The sequence below is a fragment of the Streptomyces sp. ICBB 8177 genome, from assembly GCF_003144095.1.
Lineage (GTDB): Bacteria > Actinomycetota > Actinomycetes > Streptomycetales > Streptomycetaceae > Streptantibioticus_D.
In genome coordinates this window covers 525,652-547,989 of the sequence record NZ_NSKH01000018.1, presented here as the reverse complement: position 1 = coordinate 547,989, position 22,338 = coordinate 525,652, and the positions used below count along the sequence as shown (strand labels likewise).

The 22,338-nt window shown below is 74.7% G+C and carries 17 protein-coding genes and 2 pseudogenes; 9 read left to right on the top strand and 10 right to left on the bottom strand.

Annotation, left to right across the window (positions count from 1 at the left end; all coding sequences use genetic code 11):
- Window positions 1-82: 82 nt before the first annotated feature.
- Together CK485_RS10790 and CK485_RS10785 are read left to right on the top strand one after the other, a co-directional pair.
- Window positions 83-1,873, top strand: a complete 1,791-nt coding sequence (locus CK485_RS10790; protein WP_109449423.1) for an ABC transporter ATP-binding protein — start codon at window positions 83-85, stop codon at window positions 1,871-1,873.
- A complete protein-coding gene (locus tag CK485_RS10785) occupies window positions 1,870-3,693 on the top strand; it encodes an ABC transporter ATP-binding protein (RefSeq protein ID WP_241968273.1) in 1,824 nt (607 codons plus the stop codon). The genes CK485_RS10790 and CK485_RS10785 overlap by 4 nt, the downstream gene beginning before the upstream one ends.
- Window positions 3,694-3,790: 97 nt before the next feature.
- Here the strand turns inward: CK485_RS10785 and CK485_RS10780 are convergent, their stop codons facing one another.
- Window positions 3,791-4,612 (bottom strand): siderophore-interacting protein, encoded by an 822-nt coding sequence (locus CK485_RS10780; protein ID WP_109449417.1) that lies wholly within the window; start codon window positions 4,610-4,612, stop codon window positions 3,791-3,793.
- 152 nt (window positions 4,613-4,764) lie between these two features.
- Here CK485_RS10780 and CK485_RS10775 point away from each other — a divergent pair, with 152 nt between their 5' ends.
- A complete protein-coding gene (locus CK485_RS10775; protein ID WP_109449415.1) occupies window positions 4,765-5,613 on the top strand; it encodes an ABC transporter ATP-binding protein in 849 nt (282 codons plus the stop codon).
- A 38-nt stretch (window positions 5,614-5,651) separates the two neighbouring features.
- On the opposite strand, the gene CK485_RS10770 is transcribed toward CK485_RS10775, so the two are convergent.
- Window positions 5,652-6,818, bottom strand: coding sequence for a PP2C family protein-serine/threonine phosphatase (locus CK485_RS10770; protein ID WP_109449413.1), 1,167 nt, complete (start codon window positions 6,816-6,818; stop codon window positions 5,652-5,654).
- 46 nt (window positions 6,819-6,864) lie between these two features.
- Window positions 6,865-7,869 carry a non-homologous end-joining DNA ligase gene (gene ligD, locus CK485_RS10765; RefSeq protein ID WP_109449405.1) on the bottom strand — a complete coding sequence of 335 codons (1,005 nt, stop codon included), beginning with the start codon at window positions 7,867-7,869 and terminating at the stop codon, window positions 6,865-6,867.
- 76 nt (window positions 7,870-7,945) lie between these two features.
- On the opposite strand from ligD, the gene CK485_RS10760 reads away from it, so the two are divergent.
- Window positions 7,946-9,010 carry an ATP-dependent DNA ligase gene (locus CK485_RS10760; RefSeq protein ID WP_109452763.1) on the top strand — a complete coding sequence of 355 codons (1,065 nt, stop codon included), beginning with the start codon at window positions 7,946-7,948 and terminating at the stop codon, window positions 9,008-9,010.
- Window positions 9,011-9,128: 118 nt separating this feature from the next.
- On the opposite strand, the pseudogene CK485_RS10755 reads toward CK485_RS10760, so the two are convergent.
- Window positions 9,129-9,584: pseudogene (locus tag CK485_RS10755) on the bottom strand (hypothetical protein); the annotation flags it as partial.
- A gap of 287 nt (window positions 9,585-9,871) precedes the next feature.
- Between CK485_RS10755 and CK485_RS10750 the strand changes: the two are divergent.
- Complete coding sequence (locus CK485_RS10750; protein WP_109449403.1) at window positions 9,872-11,113, top strand: glycosyl hydrolase; 1,242 nt, start codon at window positions 9,872-9,874, stop codon at window positions 11,111-11,113.
- Between the two features lie 34 nt (window positions 11,114-11,147).
- Window positions 11,148-11,494: pseudogene (locus CK485_RS10745) on the top strand (hypothetical protein); the annotation flags it as partial.
- On the opposite strand, the gene CK485_RS10740 reads toward CK485_RS10745, so the two are convergent.
- Together CK485_RS10740 and CK485_RS10735 are read right to left on the bottom strand one after the other, a co-directional pair.
- Window positions 11,427-12,386, bottom strand: coding sequence for a LysR substrate-binding domain-containing protein (locus CK485_RS10740; RefSeq protein ID WP_109449401.1), 960 nt, complete (start codon window positions 12,384-12,386; stop codon window positions 11,427-11,429). The pseudogene CK485_RS10745 and the gene CK485_RS10740 sit on opposite strands and share 68 nt — an antisense overlap.
- A 48-nt stretch (window positions 12,387-12,434) precedes the next feature.
- A complete protein-coding gene (locus CK485_RS10735) occupies window positions 12,435-13,661 on the bottom strand; it encodes a permease (RefSeq protein ID WP_109449399.1) in 1,227 nt (408 codons plus the stop codon).
- A gap of 254 nt (window positions 13,662-13,915) precedes the next feature.
- Between CK485_RS10735 and CK485_RS10730 the strand changes: the two genes are divergently transcribed.
- Window positions 13,916-15,169, top strand: a complete 1,254-nt coding sequence (locus CK485_RS10730) for a S53 family peptidase (protein ID WP_199239310.1) — start codon at window positions 13,916-13,918, stop codon at window positions 15,167-15,169.
- A 72-nt stretch (window positions 15,170-15,241) separates the two neighbouring features.
- Here CK485_RS10730 and CK485_RS10725 read toward each other — a convergent pair whose 3' ends face one another.
- Window positions 15,242-16,384, bottom strand: coding sequence for a hypothetical protein (locus CK485_RS10725; protein ID WP_109452759.1), 1,143 nt, complete (start codon window positions 16,382-16,384; stop codon window positions 15,242-15,244).
- Window positions 16,385-16,469: 85 nt separating this feature from the next.
- Between CK485_RS10725 and CK485_RS10720 the strand changes: the two genes are divergently transcribed.
- Window positions 16,470-16,739 (top strand): DUF1876 domain-containing protein, encoded by a 270-nt coding sequence (locus CK485_RS10720; RefSeq protein ID WP_109452757.1) that lies wholly within the window; start codon window positions 16,470-16,472, stop codon window positions 16,737-16,739.
- A gap of 174 nt (window positions 16,740-16,913) precedes the next feature.
- On the opposite strand, the gene CK485_RS29550 is transcribed toward CK485_RS10720, so the two are convergent.
- Window positions 16,914-17,339 carry a hypothetical protein gene (locus CK485_RS29550; protein WP_241968272.1) on the bottom strand — a complete coding sequence of 142 codons (426 nt, stop codon included), beginning with the start codon at window positions 17,337-17,339 and terminating at the stop codon, window positions 16,914-16,916.
- 85 nt (window positions 17,340-17,424) lie between these two features.
- On the opposite strand from CK485_RS29550, the gene CK485_RS10710 reads away from it, so the two are divergent.
- The gene (locus CK485_RS10710; protein ID WP_109449397.1) at window positions 17,425-19,440 is read left to right on the top strand and encodes an aconitate hydratase; all 2,016 of its coding nucleotides are present in this window, start codon (window positions 17,425-17,427) and stop codon (window positions 19,438-19,440) included.
- On the opposite strand, the gene CK485_RS10705 is transcribed toward CK485_RS10710, so the two are convergent.
- On the bottom strand, window positions 19,437-20,612 hold the full coding sequence (locus CK485_RS10705) for an ROK family transcriptional regulator (protein ID WP_109452755.1): 1,176 nt from the start codon (window positions 20,610-20,612) through the stop codon (window positions 19,437-19,439). The two genes, CK485_RS10710 and CK485_RS10705, sit on opposite strands and share 4 nt — an antisense overlap.
- Window positions 20,613-20,757: 145 nt before the next feature.
- Complete coding sequence (xylB, locus tag CK485_RS10700; protein ID WP_109449395.1) at window positions 20,758-22,182, bottom strand: xylulokinase; 1,425 nt, start codon at window positions 22,180-22,182, stop codon at window positions 20,758-20,760.
- Window positions 22,183-22,338: the final 156 nt, after the last annotated feature.

The window sequence follows — 22,338 nt, the reverse complement described above, 5'->3', positions numbered from 1 at the left end:
GCCATGTGATGGAGCGTCAATCATCTGGCATGTCAAGGCCGTACGACCGACCGAATGTGATGACCAAGCGGCAAGGAGTGGGATGACAGCCGGCACGGCCGAGGCGGAACAGGAACCGGTGGGCATACCGGAGCGGCGGCGGGGCCTCGGGAGCGTTCCGCGCCGGGACGCCGGGCCCGGTCCCGAGCCCACCGAGGAAGGCGTCGTGCGCTGGGCGTACGCCCGGCAGCGGCGCTGGATCGTGGGCGCCGCGGTCTTCACCGCGATCCACCAGATGTGCGAAGCCGCCGTACCGGTGATGATCGGCGCCGTCGTCGATCACGCCGTGCGGCGCGGCGGGCCCGCCGACCTCGCGCTGTGGATCGGGCTGCTGGCGGCGCTCTTCCTGGTGCTGACGGTGGCGATGCGGCTGGGGGGGCGGTGCAACCGGCACGGCAGCCAGGGCGCCGCGCACGACCTGCGGATGGTCGCCCTCGCCCGCGTCCTCGACCCGCGCGGCTTCGCCGGTCCCACCGCGGACTCCGGTGCCCTGCTGAGCACGGCCACCGCCGACAGCCTGCGCATCGCCCTCGGCAACCGCTCCTGGGTGCTGGGCGCCGGCGCGGTCGCCGCGCTCGCCTTCGGTGCCGTGGCGCTGCTGCTGACGTCCGTGCCGTTGGGACTGCTGGTGCTGGCCGGCCTGGTGCCGCTGCTGTGGGCCACGAAGTCGCTGGCCAAGCCGTTGAGCGCGCGCGGCGCCGCCGAACAGGCGCAGGTGGCGCGGGCCACGGGCACGGCCGCCGATCTGATGCGCGGGCTGCGCGTGCTCAAGGGCCTCGGCGCGGAACCGGCCGGAACGCGCCGCTACCGCCGGGCCAGCCGAGCCGCGCTCGCCGCGACCGTGCGCGCCGCCCGCTGGGAGGCCGGGTACGAGGGCGTGACGCTCCTGCTCAACGGGCTCTTCCTGGCCGTCGTCACGCTGGTCGGCGCGCGCTTCGCGGTCGAGGGGACCCTCTCGGTGGGCGAGTTCGTGGCATCCGTCGGCCTCGCGCAGTTCCTGGTCGGGCCCAGCGGCCGCTTCGGCGGTGCGATGAGCTTGCGGGCGCGGGCGCGGGGTTCGGCCAAGCGGCTGGCGGACCTGCTCGCCGCGCCGTACGCGGTGACCGGCGGCGACCGCGCGCTCGCCGGCCCGGCCGCCGGTGAACTGACGCTGGTCGGGCTGTCCCACGGCCCGCTGAAGGCCCTGTCCTTGCACGTTCCGGCGGGCACCGTGCTGGGCGTCGCCGCCACCGAACCGGCCGAGGCCTCCGCGCTTCTGGACGTCCTGGCGCTGCGCGCCGGGCCGGATTCGGGCCGGGTCGAGTTGGACGGCGTGCCGCTGGCGAGGCTGCGACTGGACGACGCGCGCGCCGCGTTGGTGGTCGCCGACCACGAAGGCGACCTGTTCGACGGCACGGTGGAGGAGAACGTGGCGAGCGTCGCCGATACCGCACCCCCCGGGCGGGTGGCCGCCGCCCTGGCCGCGGCCGACGCCGACCAGGTGATCGAGGCGCTGCCGGACGGCGCGGACTCGGCGATCGGTGAACGCGGCCGTTCCCTGTCCGGCGGTCAGCGTCAACGGGTCGCGCTGGCACGGGCGTTGGCCGCCGATCCACCGGTGCTGGTGTTGCACGAGCCGACCACCGCGGTGGACGCGGCGACCGAGGCCAAGGTCGCCGAGGGCCTGCGCACGATGCGCGAGGGCCGCACCACCGTGCTGGTCACCACCAGCCCGATCCTGCTCCAGATCTGCGGCCGCGTCGTGCTCCTGCACGACGGCGAGGTGCGGGCCGAGGGCACCCACAGCGAACTGACCCGTGACAACTCCTCGTACCGCATGGCGGTGATGGCATGACCGCGCTCATGACCGAACGGGCCGACGGGACGGTGAGCGACCGGGTGTCGCTGCCCACGGCCACCTCCGCCGAGGTGCGGGCCGAACTGTGGGAGCGGGTACGCAGGCGCCCCGGGGTCCCGCTCGCCGCGCTGGCCCTGGTGGTCGCGGGCGTCCTCGCGGGCCTGGCGATCCCCCGCGCGCTGGGCCGGGTGGTCGACCTGGTGACGGCGGGCGGCCACGAGGTCTCCGCGGCGACCACGCCGGTGGCCGTCGTCGCCGTGGCCTGCCTCGCGCAGGCCGTCCTGGGCGGCTGGGGCGACGCCCTGGTGGCGCGCGGCGGCGAGGAGATGCTCGCGGACCTGCGGGAGACCGCGCTGTCGCGGGCGATGGCCACCCCGCTGCTCCTGGAGCGCTCGGGCACCGGGGACCTGGTCTCCCGGGTCGGCGCCGACGTCTCGGTCCTGGCAGAAGCGGTGCGCGCGATGGTGCCCCGACTGGCGGACGCCGCGTTGCAGATCGCCCTGACGTTCGTCGCGCTGCTACTGCTCGACTGGCGGTTCGCCGTGGCGTCGCTGCTGGTGGTGCCGCTCCAGTGGTACGCGGTCAGGTGGCTGCTGCGCCACTCGCGGCCGGTGCGGCGGGCCGAGCGGGTGGCCCAGGGCGCGCAGGCCCAGACCATCCTGGAGTCGGTGGACGGCGTCCGCACCGTGCGAGCCTTCCGGCTGACCGCGCGGCGGCTGGCGCTCGCCGGGGACCGCTCCCGCGAGGTGCGCGACCTGGCGTTGGCGTCCACCCGCATCGGCACCCGCTTCTTCGGCAAGCTCAACGGCGCGGAGTGGACCGGCCTGAGCGCGCTGCTGGTGGCCGGCTACGCGCTCACCCGGCACGATGGTGTGGGCATGGGCACGGCGAGCGCCGCCGCCCTGTACTTCGCGCGGCTCTTCGATCCCCTCAACGGGCTGCTGTCCTCCTTGGACGACGTGCAGTCGGCGGGCGCGGCGGCGGCACGGGTGGTGGGACTGGCCCGGATGCCGGAGGGCGGTGGGGCGCACGGCGGTGACGACGACGAGACTCTGCCCGACGCGCTCTCCATGGCGCCGTCCCAGCCGGCGGTGTCGCTGCGCGGCGTGACCCACGCCTACGTGACGGGCCATCAGGTGATGGGCCCGGTCGACCTCGACATCGCCGCCGGTGAGCGGGTCGCCGTGGTCGGCACCTCCGGCGCGGGCAAGAGCACCCTGGCCAAGCTGGTCGCGGGCGTCCACCGCCCTACCGGGGGGACGGTGCGACTGGGTGGCGTGCCGCAGGACGAGCTGCCCGCGCGGCGGATACGGCGGACGGTGGCGCTGGTCAACCAGGAGACACACGTCTTCGCCGGGTCGCTCGGTGACGACCTGCGGCTGGCCGGGCCGGACGCCACCGACGCCGAACTGCTGGACGCGCTCGCGACGGTGGACGCGCGGGCCTGGGCCGAGGAGCTGCCCGAGGGGCTCGGCACCCGGGTCGGGCAGGGCGGCATGCGCCTGTCCCCGGTGCGGGCGCAGCAACTCGCGCTCGCGCGGCTGGTGTTGGCCGATCCGCCGGTCGCGGTGCTGGACGAGGCGACCGCGGAGGCGGGCAGCGCGGGCTCCCGGGTTCTGGAGGCCGCGGCGGAAGGAGCCCTGCGGGGCCGCACCGCGCTGGTCGTCGCCCACCGGCTGACGCAGGCGGTACGGGCCGACCGGGTCCTGATGATGGAGGGCGGCCGGATCGTGGAACAGGGCACTCACGACGAACTGGTGGCCACGGGCGGACGCTACGCGGCGCTGTGGGAGGCGTGGTCGGGGGCGCGCGGCTGAGACGCGGAGACCGGCGGCCGCTCCCCGCGTTCGGGGGCGACCGCCGGTCGTCGACCTGCGGCCAAATCAGCAGCTGTGCAAGCAGCATGACGGCAAGTCAGGCATCGTCCTCCGTGAGTCCCGCCCGCCAGTACCCCTTGAAGCACACCGACCGCTTGTCCAGCCCGCGTTCGCCCACCAGGTGGCGGCGCAGCTCGCGGATGGCGGAGGCCTCTCCGGCGAGCCAGGCGTACGGCTGGGCGTCAAGCGGCAGCTCGGCGCCGCGGACCGCCTCCAGCAGGCCCGGCGAGCCGTGGTGGCGGTGCAGCCAGCGCACGTCGGCCGCGCGGGACAGCGGCTGTTCCTCCCGTGGCCCCGCGACCTCGACGAAGACCCGGACGGGCAGCGAGGCGGGCAGGGCATCCAGGATCGCGGCGACGGCGGGCAGCGCGGTCTCGTCGCCCGCGAGCAGCACCTGACCGGTTCCGGCGGGCGGCTGGAAGTCGACGCCGCCCGCACCCGGCCGCGCCGGGCCGCAGAGCAGGACGCGGTCACCGGGGGCGCACTCGGCGGCCCAGCGCGACGCGGGGCCGAGGGTGCCATGGAGCGCGAAGTCGATGTCCACTTCGGCCTGTTCGGCACGCTGCGCGCGAATGGTGTACGTCCGCATGACCGGGCGGTCCTCGGCCGGCATCCGCTTCCACGCCTCGTACCACCCGAGGGTGTCGGCGTCCGGCGGCGTCACCGGTTCCCGCTGCCCGGGCCTGGGCAGCAGCACCTTCCCGCGCTGGTCGTACCCGCCGTTGTGGAACCCGTCGAGGGACGGACCGGCGAAGGTGACGCGGACCATGTGCGGCGTGAGCCGCCGGGTCCGCTCCACCCGGACCGGGAAGAGGCGGAAGGCCGCTCGAAGCGGGGTGGCGGTGGCCGAGACGGCCATGGGCGTACCTCCAGGTCCGTGGGGTCGGGGCGGCGCGATGCACAGCAACACGACCCACCCCGTGCAAGTTAGGTTAGCCTACACTTCCTTGCCGGGCCCCCTTCCGGGCGGCCGACCGCAGCAGACGCACGGACGGACAAGGAACCCTCGTTATGGACACCGCGACCGGACTTCCGCCCACGACGACCGCCGAGGAGCCCTTCGCGGGCGAATCCCGGCTGTCCGCACGGGAGGTGACCCTGCGCTACGGCGACCGCGTCATCTCCGAGGCGCTGTCGGTGTCCATACCCGACCGGTCCTTCACCGTCATCGTGGGCCCCAACGCCTGTGGGAAGTCGACCCTGTTGCGGGCCTTCGCCCGGCTGCTGAAGCCCTCGCGGGGGGCCGTGCACCTGGACGGCGAGGTCATCACCTCGCTGCCGGCCCGGCTGGTCGCCCGCCGCCTCGGCCTGCTGCCGCAGAGCTCCACCGCGCCGGAGGGCATCACGGTCGCCGACCTGGTGGCCCGCGGCCGGTATCCGCACCAGCGGCTGCTGCGCCAGTGGTCGGAGCGGGACGAGCGGGTGGTGGCCGAGTCGATGGCGGCGACCGGCGTGGCCGGTCTCGCCGGCCGTTACGTGGACGAGCTGTCGGGCGGCCAGCGCCAGCGGGTGTGGCTGGCCACCGCGCTCGCGCAGGAGACACCGCTGCTGCTGCTCGACGAGCCGACGACGTTCCTGGACATCGCGCACCAGGTGGAGGTGCTCGACCTGTGCGCCCGGCTGCACCGGGAGCAGGAGCGCACCCTGGTCGCGGTGCTGCACGACCTCAACCAGGCGGCCCGGTACGCCACCCACCTCATCGCGATGCGAGCGGGCGAGGTGGTGGCCGAGGGCGCGCCCGGCGACGTGGTGACCGCGGAGCTGGTGGAGCGCGTCTTCGACCTGCCGTGCCGGGTCATCGAGGACCCGGAGACCGGCACCCCGCTGGTGGTCCCGGCCGCCCCGGCGGGCTCCCGGTGACGTCCACCGGGCCTGCGACGGCACGCTGAGGGCGGGCCTCAGTCCTGGTCGCGGGCGCGGCCCGTGACGTGCCGGGGCAGGATGGACGGCGCGTGGTGGGCCGGCTCCCGGCACACGGCGAGCACCGCCGCGTCGTCGCCGAGTCCGCCGCCCGCGTAGCGCGTCACGTCCCGCAGCAGACGGTCGAGGAGCGCGTCGGGGTCGGACTCGTCCATGCCCGCCAGCCGCGGGGCCAGCGGGTAGAAGCGCCCCTGTTCGTCGCGCGCCTCGGAGACCCCGTCGGTGTACAGCAACAGCATCCCGTCACCGTCCAGACGCAGCGGGCTGACCGGGTAGCGTCCGCCGACCATGCCGAGCAGGGCCAGCGGCGGGCAGTACGCGGGCGGGCGCACCTCGGTCACCCGTCCGCCGTGCCGGATCAGCGGCGGCGGGTGGCCGCAGTTGACGATCTCGGCGGGCCGCCGCTCGTCGGGGAAGGTGAGCAGCACTGCGGTGACGAACTCGGCGGTCGCCTGGTCACGGGTCTCCGGCCGCCGCGCGAGCGCCGCGTCGAGGCGTCCCGCGACGTCCGCGAGATCGGGTTCGCTCAGCGCCGCGTCGCGGAAGACGCCCAGCACGTCGGCCGCGGTGTTGACCGCCGCCAGGCCGTTGCCGCGTACGTCGCCCAGGAGGACCCGCACGCCGAACGGCGTCCGCACGACCTCGTACAGATCCCCGCCGATCTTCGCCTCGGCGGCTGCCGCCAGGTAACGCACCGCCACCCGCAGTCCGCCGACGCGCGGCGGCACCGGGCGCAGCAGCGCCTGCTGGGCGGCCTCGGCGACCGTCCGCACGGTGGCCAGCTCCCGTTCGCGGGCGGTCACCAGCACGACGGTGGCGGTGCTGGTGAAGGTCACCGCGAGCACGGTGACGGCGGAGGTCACGTGGACCACCGTCGGCACGTCGCCGTTGAGCGCCGCCAGCACCCCCACCACCACGACCGCGGCCACCCCGCTCAGCAGCGGTACCCACGCCCTGCGGGTGGAGGTCGCCGCCAGCACCGGCACCGCGGCCAGCAGGGGCGAGAAGGTCGAACGCGGGCCGGTGATCACGTCGGCGACGACCGCTGCCACGATCAGCAGGTAGGCGCAGGTCACGAGCCACCGCGAGCGGTTGGTGAGCAGCAGCGGTGGCAGCCTGCGCTGCACGGCGGCCCGTTCGGCCATGCGCGTCCTCCAGGCGTCGAGCGCCCCGGCCGGTCCGCGGCGGTGGTCAGTGTTTGGCACGGCTGGGCTGCACGCGCTTCGGCTCGCCCGCCATCTTCGGGTGGTCGGGCGGATAGGGCAGGTCGCCCAGCCCGTGTTCGCGTTCGTCGCGGGCGGCAAGTTCCAGCGCCGCCTCCAGGCCGAAGGCGTGCTCGTCCATGTCGGCGTGGACGTCGCCGAGGCGTGCGTACCGCTCCGGCATGGTGCGCAGGTCGAAGTCGCGGGGGCGGGCGTCCGGCACCTCCTCCCAGCGCAGCGGCGCGGAGACCGGGGCGTGCGGGCGGGGCCGGACGGAGTAGGCGGAGGCGATGGTGCGGTCCCGCGCGGTCTGGTTGTAGTCGACGAAGATCTTGGAGCCGCGGGTCTCCTTCCACCACGAGGTGGTCACCCGCTCCGGCATCCGGCGCTCCAGTTCGCGCGCGACCGCGATGGCCGCGCGCCGCACCTGGGTGAAGGTCCACTCCGGCCGGATCGGCACGAAGACGTGCAGCCCCCGGCCGCCGGAGGTCTTCGGCCAGCCGCGCAGCCCCAACTCGTCCAGCAGCCCGCGCAGTTCACCGGCGGCGCGCACGGCGTCGCCGTAGTCGGTGCCGGGCTGCGGGTCGAGGTCGATGCGCAGTTCGTCGGGGTGGTCGACGTCCCGGCGGCGCACCGGCCAGGGGTGGAAGGTCAGGCAGCCGAGGTTGGCCGCCCACACCACGGCGGCCGGCTCGGTGGGGCAGATCTCGTCGGCGAAGCGCCCGGAGGGGAAGGCGATGCGGCCGGTGGGGATCCACTCGGGCAGCCCCTTGGGGGCTCGCTTCTGGAAGAACGACTCGCCGCCGACGCCGTCCGGGTAGCGCTCCAGCGTCGTCGGCCGGTCGCGCAGCGCGCGCAGCACACCGTCGGCGACGGCGATGTAGTACCGGGCGACGTCGAGCTTGGTGAAGCCGGGCTCGGGGAAGTACACCTTGCCCGGGTTGGACAGGCGCACGACGCGTTCCCCGACCGTCAGCTCGATCGCCTCAGCCATGACCCAACGGTAGGACGGCCCCGTGCGCGGCGCCTCCCGGCGGGCGGGCACCGGCGGCCGGCCGCACAATCGGGGCATGGACCTTCCGGTCATGCCGCCGGTGCTGCCGATGCTGGCGAAGGCGGCGGCGCGCATCCCGCCGGGCATGCAGTACGAGGCCAAGTGGGACGGCTTCCGTGCCATCGTCTTCCGGGACGGCGACGAGGTGGAGATCGGCAGCCGCAACGGCAGACCGCTGACCCGCTACTTCCCCGAACTGGCCGAGGCGCTGCGGCGGGCGCTGCCGCGACGCTGCGTGGTGGACGGCGAGATCGTGATCGCGCTGGGCGGGCGGCTGGAGTTCGAGGCGCTGCTGGAGCGCATCCACCCGGCCGACTCGCGGGTGCGGACGCTGGCGGAGCGCACGCCCGCGTCCTTCGTCGCCTTCGACCTGCTGGCGCTCGGTGACGCCTCGCTGCTGGAGCGTCCGCTGCGCGAGCGCAGGGCGGCGCTGGTCGAGGCGCTGGCAGGAGCGCACGATCCGGTCTTCGTGGCGCCCGCGACGACCGACGTGGCCGTCGCCGAGGAGTGGTTCCGGCGGTACGAGGGGGCCGGGCTCGACGGCGTGGTGGCCAAGCCGCTGGACGGCGCGTACCGGCCGGACGAGCGGGTCATGGTCAAGGTCAAGCACGAACGCACCGCGGACTGCGTCGTCGCGGGCTACCGGCTGCACAAGAGCGGCCCGGTGGTGGGATCGCTGCTGCTGGGGCTGTACGACGAGGCCGGCCGGCTCCAGCACGTGGGCGTCAGCGCGTCCTTCCCCATGCGCAGGCGCGAGGAGCTGGTGACCGAGCTGGAGCCGTCGCGGATGGAGTCGGTGGCGGGGCACCCGTGGGAGGCGTGGGCGGACGAGGAGGCGCACGCGGGCGGGCGGATGCCGGGCGCGCCGAGCCGCTGGACCGGCCGCAAGGACCTGTCGTGGATCCCGTTGCGCCCGGAGCGGGTGTGCGAGGTGGCGTACGACCACATGCAGGGCACCCGGTTCCGGCACACGGCGCGCTTCCGCCGCTGGCGCCCGGACCGCGAGCCGTCCAGTTGCACCTTCGCCCAGCTGGAGGAGCCGGTGGGCTACGACCTGGCGGACGTGCTGACGAGTCCGTGACCGGCGCCCGCCGTCCCCGTGCGCGTCAGTGGCCCGGCGGGGGCGCGGTGCTCTCGCGGACGACCAGTTCGGGCGAGGGCACCCGGGCCACCCGGGCGGCTCCCCCGCCAAGCGGCGCGGCCGGCCCGGGCAGGCCCACGACGTGCGCGACGCGGCGGTGGCCGAGGGCGTGCAGATGCCCGGCGATAAACGCCATGCCTCCGGCGTCGTCGGCCCACACGGTGGACGTCACGGGGTACGCGGTCCGGCCGGAGGCGGCCATGGCGTCACCGCCGTCAGTGGCGTCCGTGGCATCCCACGCGCCCACGTCGGCCGTGCCGCCGGTGACGACGGTCGGCAGGCCGAGGGAGTCCAGCAGCCCGGGCCGCGGGTCGGTGGTGCGCGGATCGACGACCAGCACGCCGTCCACCCGGTGTTCGGCCCACCAGCGGCGTTAGGTGGCGCATTCGGCCTCCACGTCCTCCACCACCTGGAAGAGCAGGCCGAGTTGACGCTCCGCCAGCACCTGCTGGATGCCGGAGACCAGTTGCAGGAAGAACGACTCGGCGCCCAAGGTGCCCGCCGGGCGGGCCACCTTCAGCTGCGGGGAATCCGTTGACACCGCCCGAGCTGTGGGGGCAGGTTGTCGGTGCGACACCGGCGGTGCCGCACCGGCGGCGCCCGACGTTCGCCGCCGCAGACCGAGGTGACCGCATGCCCCCAGCGCGTGGCATCCGCAGGCAACTACTGCCCACCAGTCCCTGGCTGTTCATGGCTCCGGGAGTCCTGGTGGTGGCGGTCTTCATCCTGTTCCCGTTCGGTCGTCGTGATGGGCCTGATCTGGGTGTGGATGCCCGCCGGTACGAACCGAACAGGAGGCGTATGACATCCCCCCGCTTCGGCGTCAACTACACGCCCACGCGCGGCTGGTTCCACCACTGGCTCGACTTCGACATCGACGAGGTGCGCGCCGACCTCGACTCGATCGCCGCGTTGGGCCTGGATCACCTACGGGTCTTCCCCCTGTGGCCGGTCTTCCAGCCCAACCGCGCCCTGATCCGGCCGCGCGCGGTGGAAGACCTGCTGGCGCTGGTGGACGCGGCGGGCGAACGCGGTCTCGACGTCGCGGTGGACGGGCTCCAGGGCCACCTGTCCAGCTTCGACTTCCAGCCGTCGTGGACCCGCACCTGGCACCGCCGCAACATGTTCACCGACCCCGACGTGGTGGACGCGGAGGAGGAGTTGCTGCGCACCCTCGCCTCGGCGCTGGCGGCCAAGCGCAACTTCCTCGGTATGACGGTCGGCAACGAGGTCAACCAGTTCTCCTCGGGCCCGCACCCCGACCCCGACCGGATCGACACCGTCCAGGCCGAGCGCTGGCTGCGCCGCATGCTCCAGGCCTGCGAGGCCGGCGCGCCGGGCCGCTTCCACCTGCACGCGGAGTACGACGCCGCCTGGTACCAGGACGACCACCCCTTCACGCCGGCGCAGGCGGCACGGCTGGGCGCGGCCACCGCCGTGCACTCCTGGGTCTTCAACGGCACCGCGCAACGCCACGGCCCCGACGGCACCGCCACCCGTCACCACGCCGCCTACCTGATCGAGCTGTCCAAGGCGTGGGCGCTCGAACCGCACCGGCCGGTGTGGTTGCAGGAGGTCGGCGCGCCCGCGCCACACGTCCCCGCCGGCCGGGCGGCCGAGTTCACCACGGCGACCGTCCAGGCCGCGCTGGACTGCGCGGACGTGTGGGGGGTGACGTGGTGGTGCTCGCACGACGTGGACCGCTCGCTCGCCGACTTCCCCGAGCTGGAGTACGGCCTCGGCCTGCTCACCACCGACCGCGAGGTCAAGCCCGCCGGGCGGGCGCTGGCCGGGCTGGTCGAGCGGTGGCGGGGCCGCGAACACCGTCCGGCCCCGCGGACCACCGCGCTGGTGGTCGACGTCGGGCCCGACGCCACGAAGCGGTCGGTCTGCGCGCCGGGCGGCGAGGTCTTCGAGGCGTTCGCCCGGCTGACCGCGGCGGGCCTGCGGCCGACCACGGTGCTGGCCGAACTCGCGCAGGACGCACGGCACTTGGCTTCCCGTGGGATCACACGGGTGGTATGTCCTGCCGACGTCCCGTGAGCACCCTTCCGTGGATCAAGGAGCACCGCCCGGGGGCACCACGACCACGCTGCGGGCCTCGTTGCTGCGGGCGCCGCGCTTCCCCGATCCGCGCACCGACCAGGGCACGCACCGCTTCCGGCACGCCCTGGTCCCCGGGGCGCGGATCGTGGACGCCGTACGCGAGGGGTACCGCGTCAACCTGCCGGAGCGCGCAGTGCCGGGAGACGCGCGGGTCGCGCCGCTGGTCGCGGTGGACGACTCGGCGGTGGTGGTGCGGCGCCAGTGAAAGGCAACGGTGAAGTCCCCTTGCCGCTGCGGCCGTTCGAGCTGGTCACGCCTCGCCTGACGCGCCGTCGGGCCGTGGTGGGGCGACCGTCTCGCGTGCCCAGGCGGCCGTGATGCGGTCGGCCTGGGCACGCAGGGCGTCCAGCAGGTCGGCGGCGCTGCGCGACGTGGTCGACCGCAGCATGGCGACCGCGATCCGCCGGGCCAGCGGTGGTCCGTCGAGCGGGCGGACGGCTATGTCGTCACGCGGCGAGCCGAGGGCCAGCCGGGGCAGGAGCGCGACACCGACGCCTGCGGCGACGAAGCCCTGGATGACGCCGTAGTCGTCGGTGCGCAGCGCGTGCAGCGGCTCGTAACCGACCTGGCGGCAGGCCCAGGTCAGCAGCCGGTCGCAGGGGTCCCAGTCGGTGGTGCCGACGATCCAGGCCTCCTCGCGCAAGGCGGCCAGCGGCACGCGGTCCCGCGCCGCGCAGGGGTGGTCGGCGGGCAGCGCGAGCAGCAGGGGGTCGTCGAGGAGTGGGTGGACGTCCACGTCCTCCTCCAGGTCGAGCCGGTCGCCGGGTTGCGAGAAGACCAGGGAGAGATGGAGCTGACGGGACCTCAGCCCGTCCAGAAGCGCGGGGAGTTCGCCCTCGGTCAGCGACAGCTCAACGCCCTGGCCGCGCAGGGTCTTCACGGCGGGCGGGAGCAGCAGCGCGCCCGCCGTGGGAAAGGTGCCGACCCGCAGCGTGGGCGTGCCGTGCTCGACCAGGTCGCGTACCTCCTTCTCGGCCAGTTGCACCCGGCTCAGCACGGCGTCGGCGTGCGGCAGCAGCGCCTCCCCCACCTCGGTCAGCGTGGCACCGCGCGAGCCGCGCCGAACCAGCCGGGCCGAGAAGTGGGACTCCAGGGAGGCCAGGTGGTGGGTGACGGTGGGCTGGCTGTAGTGCAGGGCGCGGGCCGCCCCGGCCAGCGAGCCCTCCCGTGCGATCGCCCTCAGCACCTGGAGATGACGCAGATCCAACATGACAGCAGCCTATAGACCCACTATGCAGGGGGCGCCTGATCACCAGCCTCAGCCGGACCCCGGTGGGCTGTCGCAGCTGTCCGGCGAGGGCCCGCCTCCCATCATCCGCAGCATGCCGGCCCCTCCACTGCGCCAGAACCGCGTCAGCAGTGCGCCCGCCACCAGCAGGAACACGATGTTGAGCCACGTGGTGTAGTCCCACGAGACGCCCTGCGTGGGAACGCGCGCGCCGCTGTGGTCCGGCACCAGCCCCAGCGCCCCGAAGACCACTTCCACCGCGTATCCGGCCAGCACCGCGGCGGCGTAGAAGGTGCCCAGCAGGAACGCGGCCGTGCGGGCGCCGTAGTACCTGCGGTAGATCGACAGGATCGGCACGATCAGCAGGTCGGCGAAGATGAACGCGACCACCCCGCCGAAGCTGATCCCGCCCTTCCACAGCACCACCGCCAGCGGCACGTTGCCGACCGAGCAGACGAACGAGGCGACGGCGACCGCCGGCCCCACCAGCGGCCCCCACACCTTGGCGACCACGGGGTGCCCGGCGAGGAAGAACGTCCGCCAGAACGCGTCCGGCACCCACGCCGCCACCGCGCCCGCGATCAGCAGCCCCAGCAGCATGTCCCGCAGGATCGCCGCCCACTCCATCACGAACACCTGGCTGACGGAGGTGAAGCCCTCCCCGGACAGCAGCCGCCGGGCGAACGAGCCCTCCCGGCGCACCGACATGTCCATCGCGGCGTGCCCCTCCATCGCCCCGGCCACCCCCCGCTCCGCCTGCGCCCGCGCCGCCCGCAGCAGCGCCGGCCGCAGCAGCAGCCGGAAGCCGACCGCCAGAGCCACGATCATCACCGCGCCGCCGGCGAACTCGGCGAGGGTGAACTGCCACCCCATCAACAGGGCCAGGATCACGCCGAGTTCGACGACGAGGTTGGTCGAGGCCACCTCGAACGCCATGGCCGCGGTGAAGTCGGCGCCCTTCACGAACAGCGACCGGGCCAGCGCCACGGCCGCGTACGAGCAGGAGGAGGACGCGACCCCGAAGGCCGAGGCCAGCGCGAGGGTGCGGGGCCGGTCGTCGCCGAGCAGCGACACGACGGTGGACTTGCGCACGACCGCCTGGACGACGGCGGACAGCCCGAACCCGAGCACCAGGGCCCAGGTGATCTCCCATGTCATCGATCCGGCGATGGACAGCGCGTGGAGGATCGCGTGCCCGGCGCCGGCGGCGGCACCGTCCGCCGACCGCACCGCGACCCATGTCCTGTTGATCACCATTCGCCCCACCCTACCCGGCACGGCTCCCAACTCCCGTACGCCGCGGACCTTGTGAGGACCCCATGACTCCGCTACGTTCCCGTCAGACACCACTGAGCGGGGTGGCAAGCAGCCAAGCATTGTCATGCTCACGTCGCAAGGTGGTGGTCGCGCACGACGCGTTCCACTTCACCCACTCCCCCGGGACCACGCCGACCCGCCGCCCCACAACGGCACTCGCTTGGGTCCCCGACCCCCCACAGGGAGGGCTCACCTTGTCCACCTCGACTCCTGCCCGCAGACGCCGTATCCAGCGCGTCGCGGGCGCGGTGGTGTCCGCCGCGGCACTGGTCACCGCAGGCCTCGCCACCGCGGGCCCGGCGGGCGCCGCGACGGCCACCGCCGCCCCGGCCGGCCACGCGCACAAGGTCCACGTCAAGCGCCTGTGCGCCCAGCCCAAGCCCGGCATGATGGCCTGCAACGCGCTGGTGCGCACGGACGTCATGCAGAAGATGGCCCTCGGACGCGACGACGCCCCCTCCGGTTACGGGCCCTCCGACCTGCAGAGCGCCTACAACCTGCCGTCCGACGGCGGCGCGGGCCAGACGATCGCCATCGTCGACGCCCAGGACGACCCCAACGCCGAGCAGGACCTGGCCACCTACCGCCAGCAGTTCGGCCTGCCCGCCTGCACCTCGGACAACGGCTGCTTCCAGAAGGTCGACCAGGACGGCAGCACCAACTACCCGACCGCCGACTCCGGTTGGGCGGGCGAGATATCCCTCGACCTCGACATGGTCTCCGCCATCGCCCCCAACGCGCACATCCTGCTGGTCGAGGCGAACTCCGCCGGCATGGACGACCTGGGCACCGCGGTGAACCAGGCGGTCAGCATGGGCGCGAAGTTCGTCTCCAACAGCTACGGCGGTTCCGAGGACTCCTCGGACACCCAGGCCGACAGCCAGTACTTCGACCACCCCGGCGTCGTCATCACCGCGTCGGCGGGCGACTCCGGCTACGGCGTCGAGTACCCGGCGGCCTCGCCGGACGTCACGGCGGTCGGCGGCACCAGCCTCACCCAGGACGACAGCCAGCGCGGCTGGAGCGAGACGGTGTGGGGCAGCTCCGACGGCGGCGAGGGCACCGGCTCCGGCTGCTCGACGGTCGAGCCCAAGCCGTCCTGGCAGACCGACGCGGACTGCTCGGGCCGCACGGTGGCGGACGTCGCCGCGGTCGCCGACCCGGCCACCGGCGTCGCGACCTACGACAGCTACCAGTCCGGCGGCTGGCAGGTCGTCGGCGGCACCAGCGCCGCCTCCCCGATCATCGCCTCGGTCTACGCCGACGCGGGCACGCCGTCCGCGGACAGCAACCCCGCCTCGTTCCCCTACGCCAACACCTCGGCGCTCAACGACGTCACCTCCGGCTCCAACGGCAGCTGTGACGACTACCTGTGCAACGCGGGTGACGGCTACGACGGCCCGACCGGTCTCGGCACCCCGAACGGCCTGACGGCGTTCACCGGCTGACGAACCATCGGCGAACGGGCGGGCCCGGCACACGCGACGTGTGCCGGGCCCGCCCCGTCTCTCGCGTGCGCCTCACGCGCTCCAGCGCAGCACCGCGCCGATGCCACCCGCAGGCCGGGACGCCTCGCGCGGCACCGTCAGCACCTCGGCGTCCGTCGCGGCGGCGCACCGCAGCAGGGCGTCGTCGGCCCGGGCGGGCACCGGTTCGCGCACCCCCATGGCGCGCAGGTCGGAGCGCTCGACGCCGACCTGGTCGTTGCCCGGCCCGATCCACACCTGGCGCCCGCCGTCCGGTGCCTCCTCGCGCATCAGCAAGGTGGCGACCTGGTGGGTGCGAGCGGCGTCCACCACGGACGGCACGCCCTCGGCGGCGTCGCCCGGGGAGCTGTCGGGACCGAAGCGGCCGTGTTCACCGGGACGCCCGCGCCCGGAGCCGAACCGGTCGAGCACCTCGTCCAGATGGTGTTCCGCGTACTCCTCGCGGGCCCGTTCGATCTCGCGGTCGAGGGTTCCGTTCGACCGGGCGGTCCGGCTGCCACCGCCCGCCTCCACGGTGATGTCGCGCAGCGGCTCCGGCAGGCGCTCGCGCACCGCCGACAGTTCGCCCGGGTCGCCGGTGAGGACGAGCATCTCGGGACGGTGGCGTGCCCACTGGCGGGCCACCTCTCCGGCGATCAGTTCGGCGGTCTCGTGCCAGGCGTTCTCCACCCGGTTGCGGTAGTGCCACTCGTAGCGGTCGGCCGGCAGGCTGCGGTGACCGCGGCCCTGCCAGCGGCGGCCCCGGGCACGGCCGACGGGCCTGCGACCGCCTTCGTCCCGGCGCTCGATGTCGGCGCCGTCGTGATCGATGTAGGCGACCACGCAGGCGGGCTCGTCGCGGTGCAGCGAGAGCAGCGGGGCGACGTGCGGCAGCGCGCCCCAGCTCGCCTCGACGACCGGCGGGGCCTCGGTGAGCGGCACGTCCACCACCACGTCGCCGTCGGCGGCGAACAGCGCCCGGCCCGCGGGGGCGCCGGAGACCGGCTCGGCGGCGAGCCGGTCGACGATCGCGTCGCGGGTGCGGGCGTCGGCGCCCTGTTCGACGAGTTGCTCGGTCACCGCGCGCCGGCGCAGTTCCGCCTGCTTGGCGGCGTCCTGGACGGCCCGGGAGGTGTCCAGGTAGACCGAGGCCCAGGGGCCCGGGTGGGCCAGCGGCCTGAGGAATCCGAGTTCCATGATCTCCCCCTGAGGTTCGGGGACGGTTCCGGGGCGAACCGGCGCGGGTGCACCCTGGATGTGAAGCGAGGAGAAGGTGATCGCCATGCGAGCGCTCGAGTGGCACATCGACCTGGACTTCAGCGAGGACGGCGACAAGGACACGCGGACCGCCGCGTCGCTGCGCCTGCCGGACGACACGCGGATGCGGGCCGAGGGGCACGCCCGCCGCCATCCGCACGACCCGTTGCAGACCAAGGTGGGCGAGGAACTGGCGGCGGCCCGTGCCCTCAACGACCTGGCCAGGCAATTGCTGGCCAAGGCCGCCGACGACATCGAGTCCGCCACGCACCACCCCGCCCATCCGGCCATGTGATCCGCGGCGCCGGCGTCGTGCGATCGCGTCGCGCCGTGGGACCACGTGCGATGCGGCCACGTGTGATCGCGTCCCGTGTGAGCGGGTACGACGCTCCCCCGCGCTCCGGCGCGCCGCGCGAGGGTGGCCCCGTCGCGCGGCGTCCGGCGTCGTCGGCACCTGATGCGTGGCGCCTCAGTGGCCGAACAGGTGTCGCCGGTGGCGGGTGCCGCCGTGCCTGCCCGAACTGACCGGTTCCGCGCGGGAGGCTCCGCCGGTCCCGTCGTCCACGCCCTGGTAGGGGGCCGTGGCGTCCTGCCTCCTGCGGGCCGCCATCGCGTCGCGTTCCGCCGCGGCGCCCGCGGCCTCGTTGCGTGCCGCGCGCAGGTTGGAGCGGCGCCGCCGCATCAGGGCCCCGCCGGTGGAGAGCATCGCCAGGCCCAGGCAGAAGATCAGGGCCAGGGCGAGCCCGGCGAGGAAGGCGGCGAGCGTGTTCATCGTCGCGATGTGGTTCCCCAGAACCGACACGCTGTAGTTCGGTCCGCCGGAGATGTTGTCGGCGATCACCAGACCGGTGAAAGCGGCCGTCGCGGCCATCAGGAGAAGCCCCAGGAGGAGCATCGCAGTCACCTCGATTCATGTGCTTCCTGCGATTGCGGGTACCCGAAATGCCGGGGTTCAACATGGCCGAGCACGGGAGCGGAGAATGGACGGCACCTCAGGCACCTCAGGCACCAAGGGCCGCACGAACGCGCACGGGACGGTGGCGCAGCGGCTGATCGCCGACCATCTGCTGGACGGCCGCATGGTGCCGGGCGAGGAGATCGCGCTGCGGGTGGACCAGACGCTGACGCAGGACGCCACCGGCACGCTGGTGATGCAGGAGCTGGAGGCCCTCGGTCTCGACCGGGTGCGCACCGAGGTGAGCGTGCAGTACGTCGACCACAACATCCTCCAGGCCGACGAGCGCAACGCGCAGGACCACGTCTTCCTGCGCTCGGCCGCCCGGCGCTTCGGCCTGTGGTTCTCCAAGCCGGGCAACGGCGTCTCGCATCCGACGCACATGCAGCGCTTCGGCGTCCCCGGCCGCACCCTCATCGGCTCCGACTCCCACACCTGCGCCGCCGGGTCACTCGGCATGCTGGCGATCGGCACCGGCGGCCTCGAAGTGGCGCTCGCCATGGCTGGCCGCCCGCTGTACGTGACGATGCCGCGGATCTGGGGCGTACGGCTGACCGGACAGCTGCCGCCGTGGGTGAGCGCCAAGGACGTGGTGCTGGAGATGCTGCGGCGGCACGGGGTGAAGGGCGGCGTCCAGCGGATCATCGAGTACCACGGGCCGGGGCTGGCCGGGCTGACCGCGATGGACCGGCACGTCATCGCCAACATGGGCGCGGAGCTCGGCGCCACCGCCACCGTCTTCCCGTCCGACGACGCGGTGCACGCGTTCCTGGCGGCCGAGGGGCGGGCGCGGGACTTCACGCGGCTCGCCGCCGAGCCGGACGCCGCGTACGACCTGGACGAGGAGATCGACCTGTCGTCGCTGGAGCCGCTGATCGCCCGGCCGACCTCTCCGGGCAACGTGGTGCCGGTGCGGGAGGCCGCGGGCGAGCCGATCGGGCAGGCGGTGATCGGGTCGAGCGCCAACCCGGGACTGCGGGACTTCGCGGTGGCCGCGGCGATGGTCGAGGGGCGGCAGACGGCGGACTCCGTGAGCTTCGACGTCAACCCGACCTCCCGCGAGATCCTCCAGGACCTCACCCGGTCGGGCGCGACGTTCGCGCTGATCGCCGCGGGCGCCCGCATCCACCAGGCGGGGTGTCTCGGCTGCATCGGCATGGGCCAGGCGCCCGCTACGGGCCGCAACTCGCTGCGCACCTTCCCGCGCAACTTCCCCGGCCGCTCCGGCACCGAGGACGACGCGGTGTGGCTGTGCTCCCCGGAGACCGCCGCGGCCTCCGCCCTCACCGGCGTCATCACCGACCCGCGCCGGTGGGCCGACGCGCACGACGTGCCGTATCCGACGCTGCGGCTGCCGGACCGGGCGTCCGTCAACACCGCGATGCTCCAGGCGCCGCTGCCCGCCGGGGAGGCGGCACGGGTGGAGCTGGAGCGCGGGCCCAACATCTCCGCGCTGCCCGACCTCGACCCGCTGCCCGACACCGTGGAGGGGCCGGTGCTGCTCAAGGCGGACGACGACGTGTCCACCGACGAGATCTCCCCGGCCGGCGCGAAGGCGCTGCCGTACCGCTCCAACATCCCCAGGCTCGCGGAGTTCACGCTCACCCGGCTCGACCCGGACTACCCCCGGCGGGCGGCCGAAACGCGTGAGGACGGCGGTCACCTGATCGTGGCCGGGGAGAACTGGGGGCAGGGGTCGTCCCGCGAGCACGCTGCCATCACCCCGCGCTACCTGGGACTGCGGGCGGTGCTGGCCAAGTCGTTCGCCCGGATCCACTGGCAGAACCTCGCCAACTTCGGCGTGCTGGCCCTGGAGTTCGACGACCCGGCGGACCACGACCGCGTCGAGGTGGACGATCGCCTGCGGCTGACCGGGCTGCACGCCGCGATGGCGCCGGACGCGCCACCCCGGCTGCGGGTGCGCAACGTGACGCGCGACGAGGAGTACGCCGTGCACCACCGCCTGTCGCTCCGGCAGCGCCGCGCGGTCCTGGCGGGCGGGGTGATCGCGGCCCTGGCGCGGGAGGAGGACCCGGACTAGGCGGACCGCTCCGTGCGGCCCGCCGCGTAGCCGCCGGGGTCGGTGACGATCCGCCGGACGGTCACCATCGCGGCGCCCAGCACCGGCCCGCCGCGGCCCAGGCCGGACAGGGCCAGCGTCTGCGGCCGCCACGGACGCACCGCCACCCGCGCGGCCAGTTCGCGCCGCATTCCGGGCAGCAGCCACGCGCCGAGTTCCGCGTAGGCGCCGCCGAGGACGACCGCGGCGGGGTCGATGAGGTTGACCGCGCCCGCCAGCGCGATGCCGAGGGCGGCGCCCGCGTGGTCCAGGGCGTCCAGCACGGCGGCGTCCGACCGCTCGGCGCGCCGGGCGAGTTCGGCCACCGGGTCGCCGGTCGCGGCGTCGAGTCCCGCCGCGCGCAGCACCGCCGCCTCCCCCGCGTACTGCTCCAGGCAGCCGCGCGCACCGCACGCGCACGGCGGGCCGTCAGGGCGCACGGGGACGTGGCCCAGCTCGCCCGCGAAGCCCGAGGCGCCCCGGAAGATCGCGCCGCCGACGAGCAGCGCCGCGCCGATGCCCGCCTCGGCCGAGATGTGCACGGCGTCGGCGGCGCCCGCGCCGCACCACAGGTCGGCGAGTGCGCCGAGGTTGGCCTCGTTGTCGACCTCAAGCGGCAGCGCGGCCAGCGTGTCCGGGAGGCGTCGGCGCAGCAGGTCGGCGGCGGGCACGTGGCGCCAGCCCAGGTTGGGCGCGTGCGCGACCTGCCCTTCGGCCGTGCCCACCAGGCCGGGCACGGCGACCACGGCCCCCGCCGGACGCGGCACCGCCTCTTGCGTCACCTCGGCCGCGACGTCGGCGAGTTGGGCGAGGACGGCTTCGGGGGCGCGTCGGCGGTTGTCGGCCGGGACCCGTAGCGAGGCGCGGATCCGGCCGCCGAGGTCGGCCAGGCACGCGCCCAGGTGGCCCACCCCGACCTCAAGGCCGAGGCCGGCCGGCCCCTCCGCGTCCACCACCAGATCGCTGCCGGGACGGCCGACGCGTCCGCTGGGCGCGGGCCCGCGTTCCGCGACCAGCCCGGCGGCCCGCAACTCCTCCACCAGGCTGGAGACGGCGGCCCTGGTCAGGCCGGTGGCCTCGGCGACCCGGGCGCGCGAGACCGGGCCCGCCGCGGCGACCTCGCCCATCACCAGGGCGAGGTTCTGCCGTCGCATGCCCTGCTGGGAGGCCGGCCGCGCGGCCTCGGTCTGCGGCACCTGGTCCTCCTCGTCCTCGCGCCCGCCGGATGCCCGCCCGCCGGACGGTCCGGTCGGCCGGTGGCCCGTTCGGCCCGGTGGGCCATTCAGCCCGTGGGCCCGGTCAGTCCGTGGGTCCGGTCAGCAGTTCGCGGGCGCGGGACAGCGTACCGGCGATCCGTTCGAGGGCGGATTCGTCCCGTGCCACCGGCTCCAGCAGCGGCCCGTCGGCGGTGCGCCAGCGCCGGGCGACGCCGTAGGGCGACTCGCCGGTCAGCAGTCCGGCGGCCTGCGCCGCCGCGCCCAGGGCCACCAGTTCCCCGGCGCGCGGCACCCGCACCGGCCGCCCCGACAGCCGCAGCACGGTGCGCCGCCACGCCTCGCCGCGCGCGCCGCCGCCGATGAGCAGCAGTTCACCGGACGGGTCCGGCTCCTCGCCGCCCGCCCGCAACACGTCGTCCAGCGCGGTCAGCAGGGAGTGCGCGGCGCCGTCGTAGGCGGCCTGGAGGAGCTGGCCGGCGGTGGTGTCGTGCCGCAGGCCGTGCAACAGCCCGGAGGCGCGGGGCAGGTTGGGGGTGCGCTCGCCGTCCAGGAAGGGCAGCACGACGGCGCGGCCACCCGGCTCCACGGCCTCCCGGTCCAGGCCGAGCAGCGCGGCCAGCCGGTCCACCGCGAGCGTGCAGTTGAGGGTGCAGGCCAGGGGCAGCCAGTCGGTTCCGGCGTCGGCGAAGCCCGCGACGGTGCCGCTCGGGTCGGCCGGGCGCCCTCGGGTGACCGCGTAGACGGTGCCGGAGGTGCCGAGGCTCAGCACGGGGACGCCGGGTGACAGGCCGAGGCCGAGGGCGGCGGCCATGTTGTCGCCGGTGCCCGCGGCCACCGGGGTGCCGGGGCGCAGGGGCGTGCCGTCGCGCACCTCGCCTGCGGCCTCGCCCGCGGGCACCACGCGCGGCAACGCGGCCGGGTCCAGGCCGACGCCGCGCAGCAGGTCCTCGTCGTAGCCGTCCGGCGTCCACCAGCCGGTGCCGGAGGCGTCGCCCCGGTCGGTGACGGCCGCTCCGGTCAGCCGTTCGGTGAGGTAGTCGTGCGGCAGTCGCACGGCCGCGACGCGTTCTGCGACGTCGGGTTCGTTCTCGCGCAGCCACGCCCACTTGGCGACGGTGAACGCGGCGGTCGGCACGGACCCGGCGCGGCGGGCCCACGCGTGCGCGCCCAGCCGCCCGGTGAGTTCCTCGGCCTGCGGCGCGGAGCGCACGTCGTTCCACAGCAGGGCCGGGCGGACCGGGTCGCCCGCCGCGTCGAGGGCGACCAGGCCGTGCTGCTGGCCGCCGACGGAGACCGCGGCGGCCCGGTCGGCGTGCCCGGTGGCCTCGACGGCGGTGGCGAACGCCCGCCACCACTCGCCGGGGTCGCTCTCCCGGCCCTCGCCGCCGCTGACGGTGTGCGGGGCATGGCCCTGGCCCAGCACCTCACCGGTCTCCACCGCGACGGCGACCGCCTTGGTGGCCTGGGTCGAGCTGTCGACGCCGATGACCACGGGGCCGTGCGTCATGGGGGTCTCCTTCACGTTGACGGGTCGGCGGGCCGGGACGACCTGGGGGGTTCCCCGGGCGCGGTCCGCATACTAGTTTGTTTTTCGCGTTTACTAATAGGGTTCGCGCGGGTTCGCCGACGACACGGCGCCCGCGTCCTCGTCCCACCGATCTCC